Genomic DNA, 20,288 nt, shown 5'->3' with positions numbered 1-20,288 from the left:
TCCACCCTCTACTCCGCTCCTCTGTATGTACCCGGAGATAGTTCTTGAGCCTAACGGAAACTTTAAAATCACGCCGATAATCCGGAAATCTCGCCCTTTCTGTTCATGAAGCCTTTATTTAACTGACGAAAACCTTCTGTTACAGAGGCTATTTTGCAACCGAAGGAATGCAAACTTAATAACCTGCAATTCTTGTGGGGTGGGCATCTTGCCCGCCCAGAGGCTATTTTTCAACCTGAGAAACGTAAGCTTAATAACCTGAAACTCTTGTGGGGTGGGCATCTTGCCCGCCCAGTCAAAGCAGCAGAACGGTGAACAGGTAATTAAATCCCCAATCCTAGCCAGAACTTTTTACCCAAACCAGCGTCAGGCAACTAGCACTCAACCTGCGACAACTCATCCCAATGGGTGGATCCCTGAATTTGACCAGACAGTTTTCCTGATGACCCTGCCAGAGGGATGTAATCCTAAATGGAGATTGAGTCTTTTTATCGCTGGCAATTCACCTGCTTTAACCCCACCCCGCTTTAACCCTACCCCGTCCTGCTCCTGTCCTGCCGGTTTGATTGAACATTCCGATCGTCTCAGCGTATCGTCCAAGCGAAAAGTGATGCTATCTCCGGCTCACAGAGTTTTCTATCCTATTCAGTTTTTCCTGGTCTGAAGGTGGTTTCTAATGCGCGTGATACCGATTATTACTCTCTCCCTAGGGCCCTTAGGACTTCTGGCTGCACAAGGATTCAGCAGCGGAGAACAACCTGGTTCGGCTAGTCCGGCAGAACCGACCCTGCCTGTGGCGGAATCTGATCCCAGGCTGGATGCGATCGACCAGGTGATTGCCGAGGATCCTCCTGCTCCTGGCCCAGTAGAAATTGCGCCAGCCCCAGAGTTTTCCCTCAATCTATTTGCCAGGCTCCCTGTTTCCAGGCTCCCCGTTTCCCCCGCAACATCCCCCAGTACGCCCACCAGCCCGCCCACCAGCCCGCCCACCAGTCCCCCAGAGGTCAGTACAGATCTAATTAATCGGATTGTGAATCGATCGATTTCTAGAGCGGGTGAAACCATTGAGCCAGCTCAATCCTCGGCAAATCCCCTGATTGATCCGTCCCAGGCATCGCAGATCGCCCCAGCCGAACAAATTGCCGTCCAGCCCGCCGTCTTTCCTGTGGCTCAGAACTTTGCAGGTGATACGGTTCAAGCTGCGGCGAACACACCGGAAATGGAAACCACCCAGTCCCTTCAGCCAAGCGGACTCCCCAACCTGAATTTAGCTGCCGCCAATGTTGCTGATATCGCTGATACAGTTGAGCCAGTCGGTGCGGTTGAGCCAGTCGATTCAAATGTGGCTAACGTGGCTGATGGGGCTGAATCTGAAGCTCCCTCTCAAGCGACTGTCCAAGTTGCGACCGCCGATCCAGATGGGCTAATTCCCTTCATTGATGCGAATTTTTTCTCCCCTTCAGGCGATCGTGAATCTGCGGATGCCGCCCATGAGGTCAGTCAAACTGAATCCAATCAAACTGAATCCAATCAAGCTGAACCAACGATCGCTGCCACACCTGAAATCATAGAAACTGCAACTGTAGAAACTGCAACTGTAGAAGCAGTAAACCCGGAATTAGTGAACCCAGAAGTTCCGATCGAAGGAAACGAGATTGGATCAGATGTATTCATTTTTAATGGGGATGATCTAACGCCAACCGGACAAAATACAGAAGTACAGAATCCAGAAGTACAGAATCCAGAAGTACAGAACCCAGAAGTACAGAATCCAGAAGTACAGAATCCAGAAGTACAGAACCCAGAAGTACAAAACTCAAACTTCTCGGCACAACCTGTAAGCTTTATTGCTCCAGAAAGCAATCCAACCCCTGAGTTTGCGATCGCCCAAGCTTCTCCTCCCGCGCCAACTGCACCAATTGCCCCTGCCGGATTTGAGAATATTGGTGAAACCTATGTGCTGGGGCCGGGGGACAGTATTCAAATTAATCTATTTAATGTGCCGGAATATAGCGGACAGCAGCAAATCCTGGTGGATGGCACCGTGAACTTGCCTTTGGTTGGTCGGTTGCCCCTGGCAGGATTAACCATCAGTCAGGCGGAAGAAACGATCAGTGCCCGGTATGCTTCTGAACTAGAATATTCGATCGCCACGGTCAGTTTGCTGCAACCTCGGGCCCTGCGGGTGGCCTTGGCGGGTGAAATTGCCCAACCCGGACTCTATACCCTCCCCTCCAGTGAAGGGGGACAGTTTCCTAGCGTTGTTCAGGCGATTCAGACTGCGGGGGGTACGACTCAGGCTGCTGATCTCCGTCAGGTTCAGGTGCGTAGACGCGATCCATCAGGTATAGTCCGCACCTTCGATGTCAATCTACAGGAGTTGCTCCAGTCGGGGGATGTCTTGCAAAATACCTCCCTCCGCGATGGTGATACGGTCTTTATTCCAGCAACCGCCGAAATTAACTTAGCGGATAGTAGCCAACTAGCTGCATCCAACTTGCGAACCAGCACGAATCAACCTGTCACCGTTGCGATCGTCGGGGAAGTCGCGCAACCGGGCCCTATCGCCTGGGTGGTGAAGGAGGACAGCCCACTCTGATTCAGACCATTCAACAGGCAGGTGGATTTTCTCCAACGGCTGATCTGCGCCAGATTGAGGTGCGTCGGCAAACTCGCCAGGGAGCAGAACAACTGCTGACGGTCAACCTTTGGGATGTGCTACAATCTGGCGATCTGAATCAGGATGTTGTGTTGCAACAGGGCGATCGCATTACTGTTCCAGAGGCATCCGAACTGGCTTCTGAAGAGGCCTTTGCTCTGGCTTCCTCGACCTTATCCACCGGGGGAATTCAGGTCAATATTATTGGTGAGGTGCGATCCGCAGGGCAGCTAGAACTCCGGGCGAATTCCACCCTCAATCAAGCGGTGCTGGCGGCGGGCGGATTCAATGGCCGGGCAAACCGCAAGGATATTACCCTGATTCGATTTAATCCCAACGGCACGATTACCGAACAAGAACTGGAACTCGATTTTTCTAATGATCTGAATCCAGAAAACAATCCGCTCCTCCGCAATAACGATGTGATTCTGGTCGGGCGATCGACGGGGGCACGCATTACCGATACCCTATCTACCATCCTGGGAGTATTCCAGTTGCTCTCTCCCTTGCGAGCGTTGCCGTTCTGATGCGGTTCTACGGTATTCTCTCTTCCCAACTTATTCATCTCTCAGGACTACCGCCATGTATCAGCCGCCTAGCCAACCCTCGACTTATTCACCTAATGGGAAGATCGTGTCGATGCCGATTGCATCAATGCCACCGATGCCAGTTCCTATGTCTACTCCCCCATCTGAGGAGTGGGATGTTCGTCGCTTTTTAGGCGTTCTGCAACGGCGAGCTTTGATCGTTATTAGCTTGGCAGCGATCGGAATTTCTTACTCCATATGGTCTGCTCTCAACCAAGAAACTCTTTATCAGGGAGGGTTCCAAATTTTGGTGGAGCCAGTCAATGCAGAGAACGATTTGACAAATCTGACCTCTGGTGGGGCTGCAAGTCAATCCGGTCTAGATTATGACACGCAAATTTCAGTCTTAAAAAGTCCAGAACTGCTGGGAGAGGTCGTTACAGAATTGCAGCCTGTTTATCCTAACATTAGTTACGCTTCTATCATCAACGACCTGTCTGTTATGCGAATTCGTGAAACTAAAATTTTAGATGTTCGCTACCAAGGGGAAGATCCAGCTCAAATCCAGGCAATTCTAGAACAATTATCTCAAGCCTATTTGCAATATAGTTTGAATGAGCGACAGACCTATTTGCGGCAGGGCATTCAGTTTGTTGATAATCAGTTGCCTGCGTTGCAGGAGCAGGTTGATTCGCTACAAGATCAGCTACAGACCTTTCGGCAGAGTAATGGTTTCATCGATCCAGATTCCCAAACCACAAGAATTTCTAGCCAAGGCTCTACGCTGGATCAACAGCAAGCGGAAGTTGAACAAAAACTATCGCAGGCTCGATCATATTTGGAAACATTGCAACGAGATGATGGTGCATTGGCAACTCTTAGTCAATCACCTACCTATCAACAGCTATTGAGTCAAATTCAACAAATTGAAACTAAAATCGCGATTGAGCGTACCCGATTTCGGGAAGGTAACGTCAATATTCAGGTGCTCCGTCGTCAGCAAGATAACCTTATGCCCCTTTTACTAAGAGAAGCTTCAAGAGTATTAGATGCTAGTGTTGCTGATGCCGTAACCCAGATTCAAACGTTGGAAATTCAGCGGCAGGCAATTCTTGAAGCGCAAACACAATTACAGCAGCAAGTACAAACGCTGCCAGTTTTGATTCGAGAATATGCCAACCTACAACGAGAACTGCAAATTGCGACGGAAAGCTTAACTCGCTTTCTGGCAACTCGACAAAACTTGCAGGTAGAAGCGGCCCAACGGGAAATTCCCTGGCAGGTGATTCAGGAAGTCTCTCAACCTGCTCCTTTACCCAACACCTCCAATCGAGATTTGATGGTGGGAATTCTGGGCAGTCTGGCTTTGGGGGTGGGAGCGGCTTTTCTATTGGAAAAACTGGATAGTACGTTCCACACCGCAGATGAACTCCGCGAAAAAATGCGGCTGCCAATTCTGGGTGTGTTGCCCTACGATTCCCAGCTTGCGGCGGCTGTGTATGAAGAGAATGGGCAGGGTTCAGTCCGCCGGAAGCGACGGAAAGGAACTTTCAGACGCACGACGCGGAGAATGATGCGATCGATGGCCAAAGCTTCTCGATCGATGAATTTTCTGTCCCTGCCGATCGATGATTACGATAGTCACTCCCTCTTCATGGAAGCCCTGCGGGTTCTGAATGCCAACTTTCAGATGTTGAGCAGTGCCGATCGACCGTTGCGATCGATCGTGATCAGTTCGGCAATGGCGGGAGATGGCAAATCAACGGTGGCGTTGCACTGGGCCAGGGCAGCAGTGGCGATGGGACAGCGGGTGTTAGTGGTGGATGCGGATTTGCGTCGGCCTCAGATCCATGCCCAGCTCAACCTGAATAATGATTATGGCTTGAGTAATCTGATTGTCAAAAACATGGATTCCCGTAGTGTGATCCGACGGGTGAAACCGGGCGAAGAACTGTACGTCATGACCTCCGGACGGATTCCCCCCGATCCAGCCAGTTTGCTATCTGCCCATCGCACCCGGTTATTAATCGAAAAAGCCAGCGAACGGTTTGATTTGATTATTTACGACACGCCACCGCTTTTGGGGTTGGCAGATGCCAGCCTGTTAGCCCGCCATGCGGATGGGTTAGTTCTGGTGGTGGGGCTGGATAAAACCGATCGCTCTGTGCTGCAAAAGGTTCTTGATGACTTAAAGTCATTCCAGGTTCCAGTTTTAGGGGTCATTGCTAACGGGCAGCGCGGCTATCATTCTTCAGCCCGAGACTATGCTGCTCCTCCTGAAATCACTGAAGGGAACGTTGAACTATCGGCTGAAGCGGAATGGCAACAACCCCACGGTTCTCTCAACTAATAGTTCCTGGTGTCTGTTCAGTAACCCTTTAAAGGGAGTCAGAAGTCCGACTATCTCCTGCGACCGACTTCTGTGTGCGCTCCAAGGGACTGAAGGGCTAGGGTTTGCGCCTCAGATAGCCCGATCGTATTGGCAATGCACATTCCCTCGTAGGGGCGAGGAATTCTCAGGGTTTGGCATTGGGAATGGATTGTATCGGACTCCAGGTTCCAGAGGCGAATGGTGGCATCCTGGCTACAGCTAATCAAAGGTTGGGCTTGAGGATGAAAGACCAGGGCCCGCACCCACTTTTGATGGCCCATCAGGGTCTGACGGCAGGTGAATGTTTTGAAGTCCCAGAGCTTGACTGTGCGATCGCCGCCGCAGGTGGCCAGGGTTTGTCCATCGGGGCTAAAGGATACAGCCAGTAGTAAGCTATTGTGTGCTTCCCAGGATTGATGGGTTTGCTGTTGCAGATTCCAGAGTTTAACCTGTCCATTGGAGCCACCGCTGGCCAGATAGCGTCCATTGGGGCTGAAGGCTAGGCTACGAATCCAGCAGTTATGCCCGGTTAGCACTTGTTGACATTCTCCCGTTGCTACATCCCAGAGGCGAATGGTGCGATCCTGGCTACCGCTGGCGAGGAGACTGCCATCGGGACTAACGGCGATCGCCCAGATGCCGCGAGTGTGTCCCGTTAGTGATCGGAAACTGTGATCGGTTGTAAAATCCCAAAACTTAACGGTGCCATCCAGGCTGCCACTCGCCACCCATTCTCCCTGGGGATCGATCGCCACCGACCAGACTTCATGCTGATGCTCATCCCAAATTCGTTGCAGGCTTCCCGTTTGGCCATCCCACAGTCGCACGGTGCGGTCTTCACTGCCGCTCACCAACCAGCGACCGTCGGCACTGTATGCCACCGATAACACCCAGCCGTCGTGCCCTGGTAGCGCGTTTTGCAAACTCCCGGTTGACAAATCCCAAAACCGCAAACAGCGATCTTGCCCACCGCTGACCAGAGTTCGACCATCGGGACTGAGTGCCACCGACCACACACCATTATTGTGTCCCTGTAAGACCTTCAACACTTGCTGGGTTTGGCTATCCCAGAGGCGGACAGACTGATCTTCGCTGCCGCTAGCCAGAGTTTGACCATCGGGACTGAAGGCCAAACTGGAAATCCAACTGCTGTGTCCGGTGAGGGTACTGATGAGTTGACCAGACGCTGCATCCCAGAGGCAAATCATTGGATCATCGCTGCCGCTGGCCAGGGTACGGCCATTGGGGCTAAAGGCAACGGTGCGAACTTGCTGCTGATGTCCGGTCAGAACGTGGCGACATTTGCGGGTTGTCATCTCCCAGAGGCGAACTGTCCGATCGCGGCTGCCGCTGGCCAGGGTTTGTCCATCGGGGCTAAAGGCGATCGACAACACAGGAGATGGGCCGGCCGTCCAGGTATCCAGACAAGTTCCCGTATTGAGATCCCAGAGTTTGAGACTGCCATCCTGGCTGCCGCTCACCAGTTGATGACCATCGCTGGGAGCCGGGGGGAAGGATGGCGGAAACAGTCGGGGGGTTTGATAATGCTGGGGGGCAAAGGCGATCGTGCGGACGGCATCCGTATGCCCTGCCAGTTGCCAGACCAGGGTTCCCGTGCGAACATCCCAAACGCGCACCTGATGATCTTCGCTGCCGCTGGCTAAGTAACGACCATCTGGACTGAAGGATAGGGAAAACACCCGTCCTTCTGAACCCCGCAGTTCTGCCTCTGGTTCGCCCGTCACCAGATCCCACAGGTGAATCACCCCGTTGGCACTGCCCGCCAAGGTACGATTGTTGGGGCTAATGGCGATCGCCCAACACCAGCCATCTTCTGCATTAAATGTGCGGAACGGTTGGGTTTCGGCTCCACGCCAGACATGGATGTCGTAACTGATATCACTCGCAGCTAGATATTCCCCATCTGGACTAAAGGCAACTGAGAGAATTTGGCTGAAGGTTTGCTTAAAGACCGATCGATTAAGGTCAGAACCGCTAAAGTTCACCCCCTGAAATGAAGCATGACGAAGATCTGCCTGCCAAATGCGGAGTTCTGAAAAGTCCCAGCCCTGAAGGTCAGTCGGGATCTGCTGCAAAAGGTTAATGACATTGCCACCTCCGTAACCCTGTTCGTTGAGGGGCTGCTGTTGCCAGGCGGTGAGCAGGTGTCGGCATCCAGAGGCAATCGCTGCGGGACGATGCTGTTGCAAAAGTCGTTGGGCGATCGGTTGCAGGATCAGCCGTTTCTGGCTGTGGCAGAGGTAGTCTTTCGTTTGGGTTTGAATTAGCCCATAGTGGTGCAGGCTAGAAGGTAAGGTCAGGGAGGGTTCGGGCGTGAAGGCTGGGGCAGAAACGGCAGGCGGCCAGACCAGTTGATGGGTAGAAGCGACGGTCTGGTGAATCCACTGGCTCAATTCCTGGCTAACCTGAGCCACCAGCCGATCGGTGACATACTCCATCACCGCAGGCTGAAGCGTAAACCGGCCCCGATGTTTTTCGATCAGCGATCGGCGTTCCAGCGAGGAGAGGGCTTCCAGCAAATGTCCCAGGGGTAAAGGTGGCAGTAGGGCAGCCCGCAGTTGATTCAGCGAAATCGGCTCTCGATGGATGGCTAACCAGGTCATGACCTGCTGTTCCAGGGGCGAGAGGCGATCGAACTGGACTGCTAGCAGATCTTGAATATCACCAAAAATTGAGTTTCCCTGCTGCAAAACCTCCAGGAAGGGGGCAATATGTCCTTCAAAGCAATCCTGAATCACAGGAGCTACCAGTTTTAAGGCCAGAGGATTGCCGGCATAGTGAGCCACTAGTTCTGCCCAGTCATCATGCAACCCCGTGAAAGTGCCTTTAGCATGGCAGAGGGCTTGTCCGGCATCAGGGTCTAACCCACTTAACCGCAGCGATCGCACGGGTAACAAAACCCCTTCCTGGGCAACGAACTCCCTGGGCTTCTCGCGGCTGGTCAGAATAATTGTGCTTTGATGGGAGGTTGCACCCAGGTGTTGGAATAATTGCCCATAGGCTTCATAACCGGCCAGGTACTGTCCCGCCCGATCGCCTGCTTGCAGAATGGATTCCAGGTTGTCCCAGATTAGCAATAACCGTCGTTGCCGCAGGTGCTTCAGGAGGCAGCGCAGTTGTTCTGTAAAGGTCAACCGTTGATGGGATTGGGGCTGTAACACCTGAAGAACTTCCGCCAAAAAAGCATCTGGGGGTGGGGCATGACGAACCGATCGCCAGATCACCCCCTCAAACTGAGGTTGTAACTGCTGGGCCAGCTTCACCGCCAGCGTCGTTTTCCCCATTCCCCCCATCGCAAAGATGCCGACCAGCCGACAGCGATCGATCAAAACCCAATGATTCAAAACTTGCAACTCTTCGCTGCGACCATAGAACACTGAAACGTCGGGTGCTTCCCCCCAATCAACCGGATTGCTAAACGGTACTGGCACGATGGCAGGCGGGTCATTCGGACTGGCAGGGGACGAACGAACTCGCTGCTGATAATGCTGTTGATAGTGCTGTTCCAGGACGGTGTGCAAATTGCGTTTTGTGACCTTTTGCCCCAATGCCTCCGAAAGCTGCTGCCACAGCCCCGACCCCGTTTGCTTCACATAGCTCACCTCATACCCGGCCGTTTTGGCAATCTCCTGGTAGGAACGATCGCTCCAGGACTGCTCAAACACAAGGATCTGAAGCGAGCTGAGGCGACTCGCAAGAATTTGCTCCACAAAGCGCAAAGCAGCCTGGGCATCCAAGGAAAACTGTTCGGTGAGGGGTTGAACAAAGTAACTCATTGCGTGGATTCTAGCGATCGATGCAACGCAACTTTGTAGCCAACACAACAATTTCTCGAAGAGTAACACCGAATTTCGCACCTCGATCGCACCTCGATCGCACCTTGGGGCAGGGGCAATCCCATTACTCTGAACATTAATCAAACTCAAAGCATTGACAGGTGGGCAATGCCCATCCTGCCGCTTAAATCGGGTGCCGGATCTCCAGCCCCATCCGTTCGATCGAACGCATCAACCTTGAACCGTCATCACTTATCTATCCGTTGCCAAGGAGGTTGTTCCTGTGAGGACACGCCAACCATTTTCGCTTTCTCGTCGTCAAGTCTTACGCGGTCTGCTGGCCACCAGTGCCTTTGGGTTGACCGTGAAACTCGGAGCCTGTGCTGATTCCTCGGCTGGCGGAGGAGGCAGTGCCGATAATTTAGTTATGGGTTTTGTCTACGTTGGCCCCCGTGATGATTATGGGTATAACCAGGCCCATGCTGAAGGTCATGATCATGCCTCGACCCTGGCGGGAGTCACCACCGTTGAAGAAGCGAACGTACCGGAAACGACTGCCGTTCAGGAATCGATTCGCAGCATGATTGACCTGGATGGAGCGTCGGTCATTTTTGCCACCTCCTTTGGCTACTTTGACCCCCACGTGCTGGCACTGGCTGCGGAATACCCCGATGTGCAGTTCTTCCACTGTGGCGGACTGTATCAGGAGGGAGTTCATCCTGAAAATGTGGGCAGCTACTTTGGCTACATTGACGAAGCGCAATACGTGGCTGGCGTTGTGGCGGCCCATGCTTCTAATAGCAAGCGACTGGGTTTTATTGCCGCTAAACCGATTCCCCAGGTACTCCGCAATATTAATAGCTTCACGTTGGGGGCCCGCAGCATTGATCCCAGCGTCACAACTCAGGTAATTTTCACAGGCGACTGGTCGTTGCCCGTGCGGGAAGCAGAAGCTGCCAACAGTATGGCGGATCAAGGAGTGGATGTTTTGACCTGCCATGTGGACAGTCCCAAGGTAATCGTTGAAACCGCAGAACGTCGAGGCATTTTCTCATCGGGATACCACGCGAATCAGGTGGATCTGGCTCCGACTGGATACCTGACTGGAGCAGAGTGGAACTGGGCTGGGGTGTACGAGCAGTATGTCCAGATGATTCAGGAGGGCAAGACCCTGATGAATGGAGGCATTCCCCATCTGGTGCGGGGCGGACTCCAGGAAGAGTTTCTCAAGCTGTCGCCCTATGGCCCTGCGGTGAGTGAAGAGGCGAAAAAAGCAGCAGATACAGCAAAGGCGCAGATTGTGTCGGGTGAATTGGTGATCTACAACGGTGAGATCAAAGACAACCGGGGCAATGTGGTGATTGAAACCGGGAAAAAACTGGAGCAGACGGCCATGGAACTGGAGCAGATGAATTGGCTGGTGGAAGGGGTTTCGGGGAATGTCGGGTAAGTGACTGGAGTAAAACGCGGGTGAAATACTGGGTCAATTACTGGATAAATTACAATGACAATTTCCTGGCGCAGTCAATTAGAAAAAGTTTGTATCCCGATCGGCGCGCTTCTGGTGTCGCTGATCATCTTCGGAGTGTTTTGTGCCTTTGCGGGAGCCAATCCGTTTGGGGTGTACCATTCAATCTACCGGGCGGCTTTTGGCACTTGGGGGTCGTTTCAAAATACGCTGATTCGAGCGGCTCCGCTGATGTTAAGTTCCCTCTGTACCCTGCTGCCTGCCCGGTTGGGACTGGTGATTATTGGCAATGAAGGGGCGATCGTGATTGGCGGTGTGGCGGCTGTGGCGGCGGGATTAACCCTGACCGATTTTGGTTTGCCCACTCTGATGATTCAACTGGGTATGGCCCTGGCTGGAATGGTGATCGGTGGATTGTGGATTGGCGCTGTTGGGGCATTACGCCATTATCGAGCGGTAAACGAAACGATTAGCAGTTTGTTGCTGAACTATATTGCGATCGCCTTGATGAATCATCTGGTGAATGGGCCAATGCGCGATCCCAGTTCACTGAATAAACCGTCCAGTTTCCCGATTCCCGATGTACATATGTTGGGGAATTTACCCGGTACGCGAGTCCATTATGGATTGCTCTATGGCATCATTGCCTGCGCGATCGCCTATTTCTTGATTCAGCGCACTACCTTTGGCTTTGCAGCTCGTACAGCGGGAGGCAATATTCGGGCTGCCCGGTTGGCGGGATTACCCGTCGGCAAGTTAACTATGGCGATTTGCTTCCTGGCGGGTTCCTGTGCGGGGTTAGCGGGTATGGTGGAAGTGGCGGCGGTTCACGGCCGGGCTAATGAGTCCCTGAATGCGAACTATGGCTATGGTGGGGTTCTGGTTGCCTTTATTGCGCGGCAAAATCCGCTGGCAGCCATCTTCGTCTCGTTGCTGTTGGGTGGCATTCTGGCCAGTGGCGGCATTCTCCAGCGATCGCATAACTTACCGGATGCAACGGTTCTGGTGTTTCAAGGCATTGTCTTTTTGGTGGTGCTGTTTAGCGATTCTCTCTACGGCAAGCTATCCATTTTTCAAGCGCGATCGGTTGCTTTGCCTCCTGCTGCTGCTACTTCCAGCGTTTAGGACAGGACGGGCAAGATACCCATCCCACAAGAGAAGGACGGGCAAGATGCCCATCCCACAAGTAGCCAGTAGGGTGGACACTGCCCACCAAACCTCCAAGAGCCAGAAGGACAGGCAAGACTTCGGCTTGAGCTCAGGAGTTCGGCGAGGCTCACTCGAGCCGTCGAAAGCTCAGTCGAAACGCTGCCCATCCCACAAGAGTTCTAGTAGCCAGTCGGGTGGGCACTGCCCACCAAAATTCAGTCAGTGTTAACTGAGTGTCGTTCACCGCATTAAAAAGTTTTCATGGAGAATTGCGATGAGTGCAGATTTGGGTTGGTGGGGCGTTCCCCTCGCCATTCTGGCCGGAACCTTACGCGGCAGTGCTCCGTTTCTATTTGTCAGTTTGGGCGAATGTTTGACGGAAAAGAGCGGCAAAATCAACCTGGGCTTAGAAGGCTCGCTGCTAATGGGAGCCATGAGTGCCTATGCCATTTCCTATTTGACGGGTTCTCCCTGGACAGGGGTAATTGTTGCGGGAATGGCTGGAATGGCCTTGGGGGGCATCCACGGCTGGTTGGCTCAACAACCTCGCGTCAACGATGTGGCGGTTGGCATTGCCATGATCATTTTTGGCAGCGGCCTCGCCTTTTTCCTGGGTAAACCGTTCATTCAACCTGTAGCTCCCCAACTTTCCTCGATCGCCTTTGGCAGTTGGAGCAGCAGTCCCCAGCTTGAGGCGGCTTTGCGCGTGTCGCCATTGTTCATTCTGGGAGTCCTGATTGCGCCCTTAATGCAGTGGTTTTTCCGTTCCACTCGCTGGGGTTTGCTTATTCGGGCTGTGGGAGATAGTCCGGATGCGGCCAGAGCAATGGGCATTTCCATCTTCAAGGTGCGACTGTTCAGCATTATGGTCGGCAGTGCGCTAGCGGGAGTGGGTGGAGCGTTTCTGTCGCTGTATTATCCCGGCAGTTGGACAGAGCGGATTTCTAGCGGACAGGGTTTGATGGCGGTAGCCCTGGTGATTTTCGCCCGATGGAATCCGATGCAGTGTCTTTATGCTTCCCTGCTGTTTGGTGGTGCCCAGGCGATCGGCCCTGCGTTGCAATCTGTTGGGGTAGATGCTTACTACTACCTGTTCAATGCTTCACCCTACATCCTGACCCTGCTGATCATGATTATCACCTGCTCACCCAAACGCACCCTAACCGGAGTGCCTGGTGCCTTGGGGCAAACCCAGGAGTAGTGATTCATCAGAACATTCCAAAACTCTTGTAGGGTGGGCAGCGTTTCGACTAAGCTTTCGACGGCTCGAGTGAGCCTCGCCGAACTCCTGAGCTCAAGCCGAAGGGCTCAAGCCGAAGTCTTGCCCGCCCAGTCCGAGACTTGTAGAGCAAACCACTCTTGTAGAGTAGGCATCTTGCCCGCCCAGTCCGGGACTTGTAGGGCAAACCACTCTTGTGGGGTGGGCAGCGTTTCGACTGAGCTTTCGACCTGAGCTCAAGCCGAAGGGCTCAAGCCGAAGTCTTGCCCGCCCAGTCCATCCAGCTTCATCCTGTTCAGACGATCGAATTCCATCATCCTAAGCTGTGAGCCAAGCAAAGACGGTGATTCAACCTATTTCCTCTCAAAATCTATCTTCTCAAACCCCATCCTCTCAAACCCGATCGGCCCAAAGTTTGCCCACCCATTTACATTTAGCTGTGAATGGCACCCTGATGCGCGGCCTTGCCCTGAATGGCAATCTGCAAGCGATCGGAGCCACCTATCTGCGGGAGGCGAAAACGGCTCCTGAATATCGGCTCTGGTCTATTCAAGACTGCTATCCAGCAATGCTACGAGTGGCGGAAGGGGGAGCTGCGATCGATTTAGAAATTTGGGCGGTTCCCGCGATCGGGTTAGGGGCTTTATTGCTCCAGGAACCGCCTGGTCTGTGTATTGGCAAAGTTGAATTAGAAAATGGTGAGCAGGTGCTCGGTGTGCTCGGCGAGCCTTACTGCTGTGAAAGCGGGCAGGAAATTACCCAGTGGGGGGGATGGCGGGCCTATTGTCAATCTCTGTCGTTTACTTAAAAAATTCCTATGTCAGGACTTGGTGGATTAAATAAATCTCCTCAGGGTGTTGTCCTCGGATTGGTGCAATTGCAAAATCCGATTGTTGTGACACCTGATGACCTTGCAGCTCAGACTCGACGGGTTGTTGAGTTGGTTGGTAAGGCGCGGCGCAATTTACCCACTATGGATCTGGTGGTGTTTCCTGAATATGCCCTGCATGGGTTGTCGATGGATACCAATCCCGAAATTATGTGTCGGTTAGATGGGCCGGAGGTGATTGCTTTTCAAACTGCCTGTCGGGATAATCAAATCTGGGGTTGCTTTTCGATCATGGAGTACAACTTCCACGGCAATCCTTACAACAGTGGGCTGATTATCGATGATCACGGTGAGTTGAAGCTTTACTATCGCAAACTCCATCCCTGGGTTCCGGTCGAACCTTGGGAGCCGGGTAATTTGGGTATCCCTGTCTGTGAAGGGCCCAATGGCAGCACGATCGCCCTGATTATTTGCCACGATGGAATGTTTCCTGAAATGGCGAGGGAATGCGCCTACAAAGGAGCGGAAATCATGATTCGTACCGCAGGCTATACCGCACCGATTCGTCATGCCTGGCAGATTACCAATCAAGCGAATGCTTTCTGTAATTTAATGGACACCGCTTCCGTCTGTCTCTGCGGCAGTGATGGCACGTTTGATTCGATGGGTGAAGGGATGTTTGTTCGATTTGATGGTACACCAATAGCGATGGGCAGTCACCGTCCTGATGAAATTATTACGGCTGAATTGCGTCCTGATTTAGTCCGGGAAGCCCGTCGTCACTGGGGCGTTGAAAATAATCCTTACCAGTTTGGGCATCGGGGCTATGTCGCGGTAAAAGGGGGCGCGCAGGATTGTCCCTACACCTATATGCAAGATCTGGTCAACGGTCACTATCACCTGCCCTGGGAAGCAGAAGTCATCCACACTGATGGCACCTCCTGCGGGTTTCCCTCTCCTACTCGCCTTTATCGCGGCGAAGAATTACCCATCTTACCCTCTTCCCAAACAACCAAACAATCCTAGTCTGTACTTCTTGTGGGGTGGGCATCTTGCCCGCCCAGTCCCCCTATCCCCTCATGGAGGTAACCTATGGGATGTTTTATTGAAGCCGACCCCTATCCCTATCCCTACAACGGCGATCTGCGTCCAGCCAACACGGCCCTGATCATTATTGATATGCAAACCGATTTCTGCGGCATGGGTGGCTATGTGGACAAAATGGGCTATGACCTGAGCCTGACCCGGGCCCCGATCGACCCGATTCAGAAAGTGCTGAGTTTAATGCGCGATCGCGGGTTTCACATCATCCATACCCGTGAAGGCCATCGCCCCGATTTGTCTGATCTCCCGGAAAACAAGCAGTGGCGATCGCAACAAATTGGCGCAGGGATTGGTGATTTGGGCCCCTGTGGTCGGATTCTGGTGCGGGGTGAACCGGGTTGGGAAATCATTCCTGAGCTTCAGCCACTCCCTGGTGAAGTGGTGATCGACAAACCAGGTAAAGGTTCTTTCTACGCCACCGATCTGGATCTGATTTTGAAGCGCAAAAACATTCAAAATATTATCCTGACTGGCATCACAACTGATGTTTGTGTTCATACTACCATGCGGGATGCTAATGATCGCGGTTATGAATGTTTGTTGTTGTCAGACTGTACCGGAGCTACGGATTATGGGAATTATCTCGCGGCTCTGAAAATGATCAAAATGCAGGGTGGAGTCTTTGGCGCGGTGGCAGATTCCCATGCTTTGATTGAGGCTCTGATCACGGGATAGGCGATCGTTTTGCGGGGCAGTGCTTACTCCATCCTGCTGCGATTTCGATTGGTGGGCACTGCCCACCCTACTTCTATTTATTGTTCTGATTTTTCTCCTTTATCTATACTCAATCTACCCTAGGAACTTTACCATGAACATTCGTCGTCGCTTCTTTTTACAACTCGGTGCCGGAGCAGCCCTTTCAACGGCCTTGCACGCCTGTGCCAATTCGGGACAGTCTACAACGCAAGCAGAAGTGGCTGCCAGCCCAGACTCCGGTTCCGGTGGTGCAGATCCAGGCAAAATTTCGATCGGCTTTTGGCCTGTGGCGGCGGGATTGCCGTTGTTTCTGGCGGTAGAGAAGGGGTATTTCAGAGAAGTGGGGCTGGATGTGGAAGCGGTGCAGTTTGCCTCAGCGCAGCAGGTGGCGGAGGGGATTATTGCGGGACGTTTACAGGGATCGGGAAATGGGACGGCATCGGGGGCATTAGGTCTGGCGGAGATTGCTTCCCCTGGTCTGTTCAAGATTCTGGCATCTAATCCCAGTAATGAAGATTTGAAGCTAGAACAGTTTATTGTGGCTAAAGATAGCCCGGTTCAGTCGATCGCCGATCTGGCAGGCAAGCGAGTTGCCAGTGGCCCTGGGGCTCAAAATAAAGTGATTGCAGAGGCGGTACTCAAGGCAAATGGCATTGAAGACACTGAAGTCCTGCAACTGGAAATTCGGCAGCACGTTGCTGCTCTGGAGTCTGGGCAAATTGATGCCGCTTACACCCTGGAACCAACGGGCACAGTCGGCGAAATGAATGGCTTGACTCGCATTTTAGAGAACGGAGTGGTGTCAACCTATATTCTGGGCAATCCCAAAGCCCCCTGGTTTGGTGGCTCGGCAACCCTATCGACTCAGTTTATTGAAGAGTATCCAGAAGCCGCCGCAACCTATGCAGAAGCCTATCGACGGGCGATCGAAGAGATTCGCACCAATCCTGATGATGTTCGGCAATATCTAGTGGGGTACACCGCCATTGAAGGGGAACTGGTGGAACGGGTGCCGCTGGTGGGTTACACCATGTTTGATGAGTTTACGCCTGAAGACATAGAGTATTTCCAGGCATTTTTCGACTTTATGACGGAGTCGGATGTGTTTTCAAAACGGGTAGACGTTGCACCATTGATTTACAGCCCAGTGTGATGAGACTCATCGTTCAATTGTTCAAATCACTATCCGTCGTTCAGAAGACTTATGTTTCAACTAGATTCCCAACCCAGTATTGCTCCCCCTGAAACCTGCATCGAAATTCAGGGTTTATCTAAGTCATTTGCTGGACAAACCCTGTACGATAACTTTGATCTATCATTACCCAGTGGACAGTTTATTTCTATCTTTGGGCCAAATGGCTGTGGTAAGTCTACGTTAATCAACATGATTAGCGGATTGATCCCGATCGATTCAGGTCGGATTTCCATTAACGGTAAACCGATTCGTCGATCGCGGATTGGCTATGTGTTCCAAAATTATCGAGATTCTCTGTTCCCCTGGATGAGTGCCTTTGATAATATTGCTTACCCACTGAAGGTGAAAGGCATGAAGGAGCGAGAATGCCGCGATCGGGTGGAGCAACTGATCGCTACTTTCAACATTCGGCTGGATCTAAAGCGGTATCCCTACAGTTTTTCCGGGGGACAACAGCAGTTGATCTCGATCTTGCGGGCGTTGGTTGCCGATCCGGAAGTGCTGTTTCTCGATGAACCTTTTTCTGCTCTGGATTTTGAAACGACGCTGTTTGTGCGGGACAAGCTGCAGGAAATTTTCATGACCGCTCAGTTACCGATGCTGATGGTGGTTCACAACCTGGAGGAAGCGGTGTATCTGGCGGATACCGTACTGCTGCTCAGTAAGCGTCCGACTCATCTGGTGGCAAAGGTGCCGTTTAACGCCCCGCGTCCCCGTACGCCAGACACTCTATCATCCCCAGAGTTCGTTCAGGTGAGCCGTCATTGTCTCGATATTTTTCAGGAGGAAATGCGGAAATGATCACACAAACCAGAGTATCTTCAGTGCCTCGTACAGCTGCAATGGGAGTCTGGATCGATCGCCTGCTTCCCCTATTTGGTGTGCTCTTACTGTTCCTCGCCTGGTGGTTGATTTCGGTTTCGGGCTGGGTGAATCCAGTGCTTTTACCGACTCCCTTTGCTACGATCGGACATCTCTTTTCAGCAATCTTTGCTGGAACCATGATGGTGGATTTTAATGCGACTGTTCTCCGCACATTTCAATCCTTTTTGCTGGCAGCATTGATCGGAGTACCGTTGGGTGTGGCGTTGGGCAGTTCAGAACGGGTCTATCGCAGCGTTGAGTTTTTAATTGACTTTTTTCGATCGACTCCTGCCAGTGCTTTGATTCCGATGTTCATTCTGTTTTTTGGCATTTCAGATATCTCTAAAGTGATCATTGCTGCTTTCAGTGCCCTGCTCCTGATTTTGTTTAATAGTGCTTACGGCGTGATTAACGCAAAGCGATCGCGGATTTTAGCTGCCAGGGTGATGGGGGCGAATCAATGGCAAACCTTTAAAGATGTTTTGCTGTGGGAAAGTATGCCCCAGACCTTTATTGGTTTACGCAGTGGGATTAGCATTGCCCTGGTGATCGTTATTGTGGCAGAAATGTTCATCGGCACCCAGCATGGACTCGGCAAACGAATCATTGATGCCCAGCAGGTGTTGAATGTGAAGGATATGTATGCCTCTATCCTGATTACAGGCATTCTTGGGTATGTGTTAAATATGTTATTTCTAACGTTCGAGAAACGATTCATTCACTGGAGCGGCAAGTAATCAATTCACCGATCTGATTTTGGGTTTTGCTCCTACCTGATGAGCAGTCCCTACTCTGGTGGGCAGTGCCCACCCTACTACTCCCCACTCCCTACTCCCTACTCCCCACTCCCTCACTCCCATGACAACTACAACACCCATCTCTACTGCCGAAACCCTGATCGCTCCCCCGGAACTAGAAGTCATCAACCTGACGAAGCGGTTTGGAACGTTTACTGCCCTCGATCGCGTTTCGATGAAGGTGGCTCCGGGTCGGTTCCATGCCCTGTTGGGGGAAAATGGAGCCGGAAAAAGTACCCTGGTCAAGTGCATTATGGGTTTCTATACGCCGACTTCCGGGGATGTGCTGATCGGTAAACAATCGCGGACGATCGCCAACCCGAAAGATGCTCATCATTTTGGGATTGGGATGGTTTATCAGCACTTTACTTCAGTTCCAGCAATGACGGTGGCGGAAAATCTGGTGCTTTCCCGCTATGACAGTCCCCAGTTGATTAACTGGAAGGCAGAACTGGAGTCCCTGGAAGCCTTTATGAGCCAATCGCCTTTTCAGGTTGATTTACACACGCCGATCGCCCAACTGGCAGCCGGACAAAAGCAGAAGCTAGAAATTCTGAAACAGCTTTACCTGAAAAGTCGAGTGTTGATTCTGGATGAGCCGACTTCAGTACTGACTCCCGTGGAAGCCGATGAAGTCCTGGGGTTGCTGCGGCAGGAGGTAACGGCTGGTCGCTTGAGTGTGCTGATGATTTCCCACAAGTTTCGGGAGGTGATGGCCTTTGCCGATGAGGTAACGGTGCTGCGTCGGGGTCAGTTGGCTGGCTCAGGGCTGGTTCAGGATCTGACGATTGAAGACATGGCGCAGATGATGCTGGGGGAGCGGCAAGTTTCGACTCCAGTGGAAAAGGCGATCGTGCCTGAGCCGCGGTCGGTGCTGCATTTACAAAATCTTTGCGCCAATAAGGACAATGGGCTGCCTGCGGTTAAAACGGTTAACCTGACGGTTCATGCAGGCGAGATTGTGGGAATTGCGGGTGTTTCAGGGAATGGGCAGCGAGAATTGGTGGAAGTGCTCTCAGGCCAGCGATCGCCCACAGCAGGAGAGGTACAGGTGAATGAAACTCCCTACCAGGCTCGACGGAGTCAAATGGCAGAACACGGCGTTTACACCCTGCCCGAAGAACCGCTGCGTAATGCCTGCGTGCCTCACATGAGCGTGGCAGAAAATATGGCCCTGCGAACGTTTGATGAACCGCCCCAGGCGAAAGCTCGCTGGTTACTGATTCCTCGTGCGATTCGGGAAATGGCTCAAAGGCTGGTACAAACCTTTGCCGTTAAAACGCCTTCGGTGGAAACCCCCGTTGGTAATCTTTCTGGGGGGAATGTGCAGCGTACGGTTCTGGCAAGGGAGCTATCCTCCGATCGAATTCAGCTTTTAATTGCAGCGAACCCCTGTTTTGGACTGGACTTTGCTGCCGTTGACTATATTCACAGCCAAATTGTTGCGGCTCGGAACCGGGGGGTTGCAGTTCTGCTGGTTAGCGAAGATCTGGATGAATTGCTGAAACTCTCCGATCGGATTTTTGTCATGAGTGAAGGCGAACTGGTTTACGAAAGTCCTGTGGAAACGGCTGATCTAACGACGATCGGACAGCGGATGGCAGGGCATTAGG

14 protein-coding genes are annotated in these 20,288 nt (G+C 52.3%); 13 read left to right on the top strand and 1 reads right to left on the bottom strand.

Translation table 11 applies throughout. The features are described from left to right. Window positions 1-676: 676 nt before the first annotated feature. The 3 genes from ACM1PF_RS03055 to ACM1PF_RS03045 all read left to right on the top strand — a co-directional run bounded on the left by ACM1PF_RS03055 (window position 677) and on the right by ACM1PF_RS03045 (window position 5,536). Entirely contained in the window at window positions 677-2,599 is a 1,923-nt protein-coding gene (locus ACM1PF_RS03055; RefSeq protein WP_416672217.1) for a polysaccharide biosynthesis/export family protein, read from the top strand. Next, entirely contained in the window at window positions 2,491-3,186 is a 696-nt protein-coding gene (locus tag ACM1PF_RS03050; RefSeq protein ID WP_416676546.1) for a polysaccharide biosynthesis/export family protein, read from the top strand. Before ACM1PF_RS03055 ends, ACM1PF_RS03050 begins: the two co-directional genes overlap by 109 nt. Window positions 3,187-3,298: 112 nt before the next feature. Then, window positions 3,299-5,536: a GumC family protein gene (locus ACM1PF_RS03045; RefSeq protein WP_416672215.1), complete on the top strand. Its 2,238-nt coding sequence runs from the start codon at window positions 3,299-3,301 to the stop codon at window positions 5,534-5,536. 50 nt (window positions 5,537-5,586) lie between these two features. Here the strand turns inward: ACM1PF_RS03045 and ACM1PF_RS03040 are convergent, their stop codons facing one another. Then, window positions 5,587-9,354 carry a WD40 domain-containing protein gene (locus tag ACM1PF_RS03040; protein ID WP_416672213.1) on the bottom strand — a complete coding sequence of 1,256 codons (3,768 nt, stop codon included), beginning with the start codon at window positions 9,352-9,354 and terminating at the stop codon, window positions 5,587-5,589. Window positions 9,355-9,637: 283 nt separating this feature from the next. Between ACM1PF_RS03040 and ACM1PF_RS03035 the strand changes: the two genes are divergently transcribed. From ACM1PF_RS03035 to ACM1PF_RS02990, 10 genes are all read left to right on the top strand, one after another. Further along, window positions 9,638-10,804, top strand: a complete 1,167-nt coding sequence (locus tag ACM1PF_RS03035; RefSeq protein ID WP_416672212.1) for a BMP family ABC transporter substrate-binding protein — start codon at window positions 9,638-9,640, stop codon at window positions 10,802-10,804. Between the two features lie 54 nt (window positions 10,805-10,858). Next, window positions 10,859-11,947: an ABC transporter permease gene (locus ACM1PF_RS03030; RefSeq protein WP_416672211.1), complete on the top strand. Its 1,089-nt coding sequence runs from the start codon at window positions 10,859-10,861 to the stop codon at window positions 11,945-11,947. Window positions 11,948-12,245: 298 nt separating this feature from the next. Continuing rightward, the gene (locus ACM1PF_RS03025) at window positions 12,246-13,172 is read left to right on the top strand and encodes an ABC transporter permease (protein WP_416672209.1); all 927 of its coding nucleotides are present in this window, start codon (window positions 12,246-12,248) and stop codon (window positions 13,170-13,172) included. Window positions 13,173-13,605: 433 nt separating this feature from the next. Next, window positions 13,606-13,998, top strand: a complete 393-nt coding sequence (locus ACM1PF_RS03020) for an allophanate hydrolase-related protein (protein ID WP_416676545.1) — start codon at window positions 13,606-13,608, stop codon at window positions 13,996-13,998. Between the two features lie 9 nt (window positions 13,999-14,007). Beyond that, window positions 14,008-15,045 carry a formamidase gene (locus tag ACM1PF_RS03015; protein WP_416672207.1) on the top strand — a complete coding sequence of 346 codons (1,038 nt, stop codon included), beginning with the start codon at window positions 14,008-14,010 and terminating at the stop codon, window positions 15,043-15,045. Between the two features lie 66 nt (window positions 15,046-15,111). Continuing rightward, a complete protein-coding gene (locus ACM1PF_RS03010; protein ID WP_416672205.1) occupies window positions 15,112-15,798 on the top strand; it encodes a biuret amidohydrolase in 687 nt (228 codons plus the stop codon). Between the two features lie 133 nt (window positions 15,799-15,931). After that, entirely contained in the window at window positions 15,932-16,972 is a 1,041-nt protein-coding gene (locus ACM1PF_RS03005; protein ID WP_416672203.1) for an ABC transporter substrate-binding protein, read from the top strand. Between the two features lie 51 nt (window positions 16,973-17,023). Further along, window positions 17,024-17,815, top strand: a complete 792-nt coding sequence (locus tag ACM1PF_RS03000) for an ABC transporter ATP-binding protein (protein ID WP_416672201.1) — start codon at window positions 17,024-17,026, stop codon at window positions 17,813-17,815. A 41-nt stretch (window positions 17,816-17,856) separates the two neighbouring features. Continuing rightward, entirely contained in the window at window positions 17,857-18,615 is a 759-nt protein-coding gene (locus ACM1PF_RS02995) for an ABC transporter permease (RefSeq protein ID WP_416676544.1), read from the top strand. A gap of 121 nt (window positions 18,616-18,736) precedes the next feature. Next, complete coding sequence (locus tag ACM1PF_RS02990) at window positions 18,737-20,287, top strand: ABC transporter ATP-binding protein (RefSeq protein WP_416672200.1); 1,551 nt, start codon at window positions 18,737-18,739, stop codon at window positions 20,285-20,287. Window position 20,288 lies beyond the last annotated feature (1 nt).

Source organism: Egbenema bharatensis FJBBOT/2019 (assembly GCF_048077055.1).
In the GTDB taxonomy this organism is placed as follows: domain Bacteria; phylum Cyanobacteriota; class Cyanobacteriia; order Elainellales; family Elainellaceae; genus Egbenema; species Egbenema bharatensis.
The sequence above is the reverse complement of the archived record's forward strand: the minus strand, read 5'-3'. Positions and strand labels throughout refer to the sequence as shown.

What these genes read in the sequence shown, in the direction of transcription:
- ACM1PF_RS03055 (WP_416672217.1), top strand. Translation starts at nt 677, where the DNA reads ATGCGCGTGATACCGATTATTACTCTCTCCCTAGGGCCCTTAGGACTT.
- ACM1PF_RS03045 (WP_416672215.1), top strand. Translation starts at nt 3,299, where the DNA reads ATGCCGATTGCATCAATGCCACCGATGCCAGTTCCTATGTCTACTCCC.
- ACM1PF_RS03040 (WP_416672213.1), bottom strand. Translation starts at nt 9,354, where the DNA reads ATGAGTTACTTTGTTCAACCCCTCACCGAACAGTTTTCCTTGGATGCC.
- ACM1PF_RS03030 (WP_416672211.1), top strand. Translation starts at nt 10,859, where the DNA reads ATGACAATTTCCTGGCGCAGTCAATTAGAAAAAGTTTGTATCCCGATC.
- ACM1PF_RS03025 (WP_416672209.1), top strand. Translation starts at nt 12,246, where the DNA reads ATGAGTGCAGATTTGGGTTGGTGGGGCGTTCCCCTCGCCATTCTGGCC.
- ACM1PF_RS03015 (WP_416672207.1), top strand. Translation starts at nt 14,008, where the DNA reads ATGTCAGGACTTGGTGGATTAAATAAATCTCCTCAGGGTGTTGTCCTC.
- ACM1PF_RS03010 (WP_416672205.1), top strand. Translation starts at nt 15,112, where the DNA reads ATGGGATGTTTTATTGAAGCCGACCCCTATCCCTATCCCTACAACGGC.
- ACM1PF_RS03005 (WP_416672203.1), top strand. Translation starts at nt 15,932, where the DNA reads ATGAACATTCGTCGTCGCTTCTTTTTACAACTCGGTGCCGGAGCAGCC.
- ACM1PF_RS03000 (WP_416672201.1), top strand. Translation starts at nt 17,024, where the DNA reads ATGTTTCAACTAGATTCCCAACCCAGTATTGCTCCCCCTGAAACCTGC.
- ACM1PF_RS02995 (WP_416676544.1), top strand. Translation starts at nt 17,857, where the DNA reads ATGGGAGTCTGGATCGATCGCCTGCTTCCCCTATTTGGTGTGCTCTTA.
- ACM1PF_RS02990 (WP_416672200.1), top strand. Translation starts at nt 18,737, where the DNA reads ATGACAACTACAACACCCATCTCTACTGCCGAAACCCTGATCGCTCCC.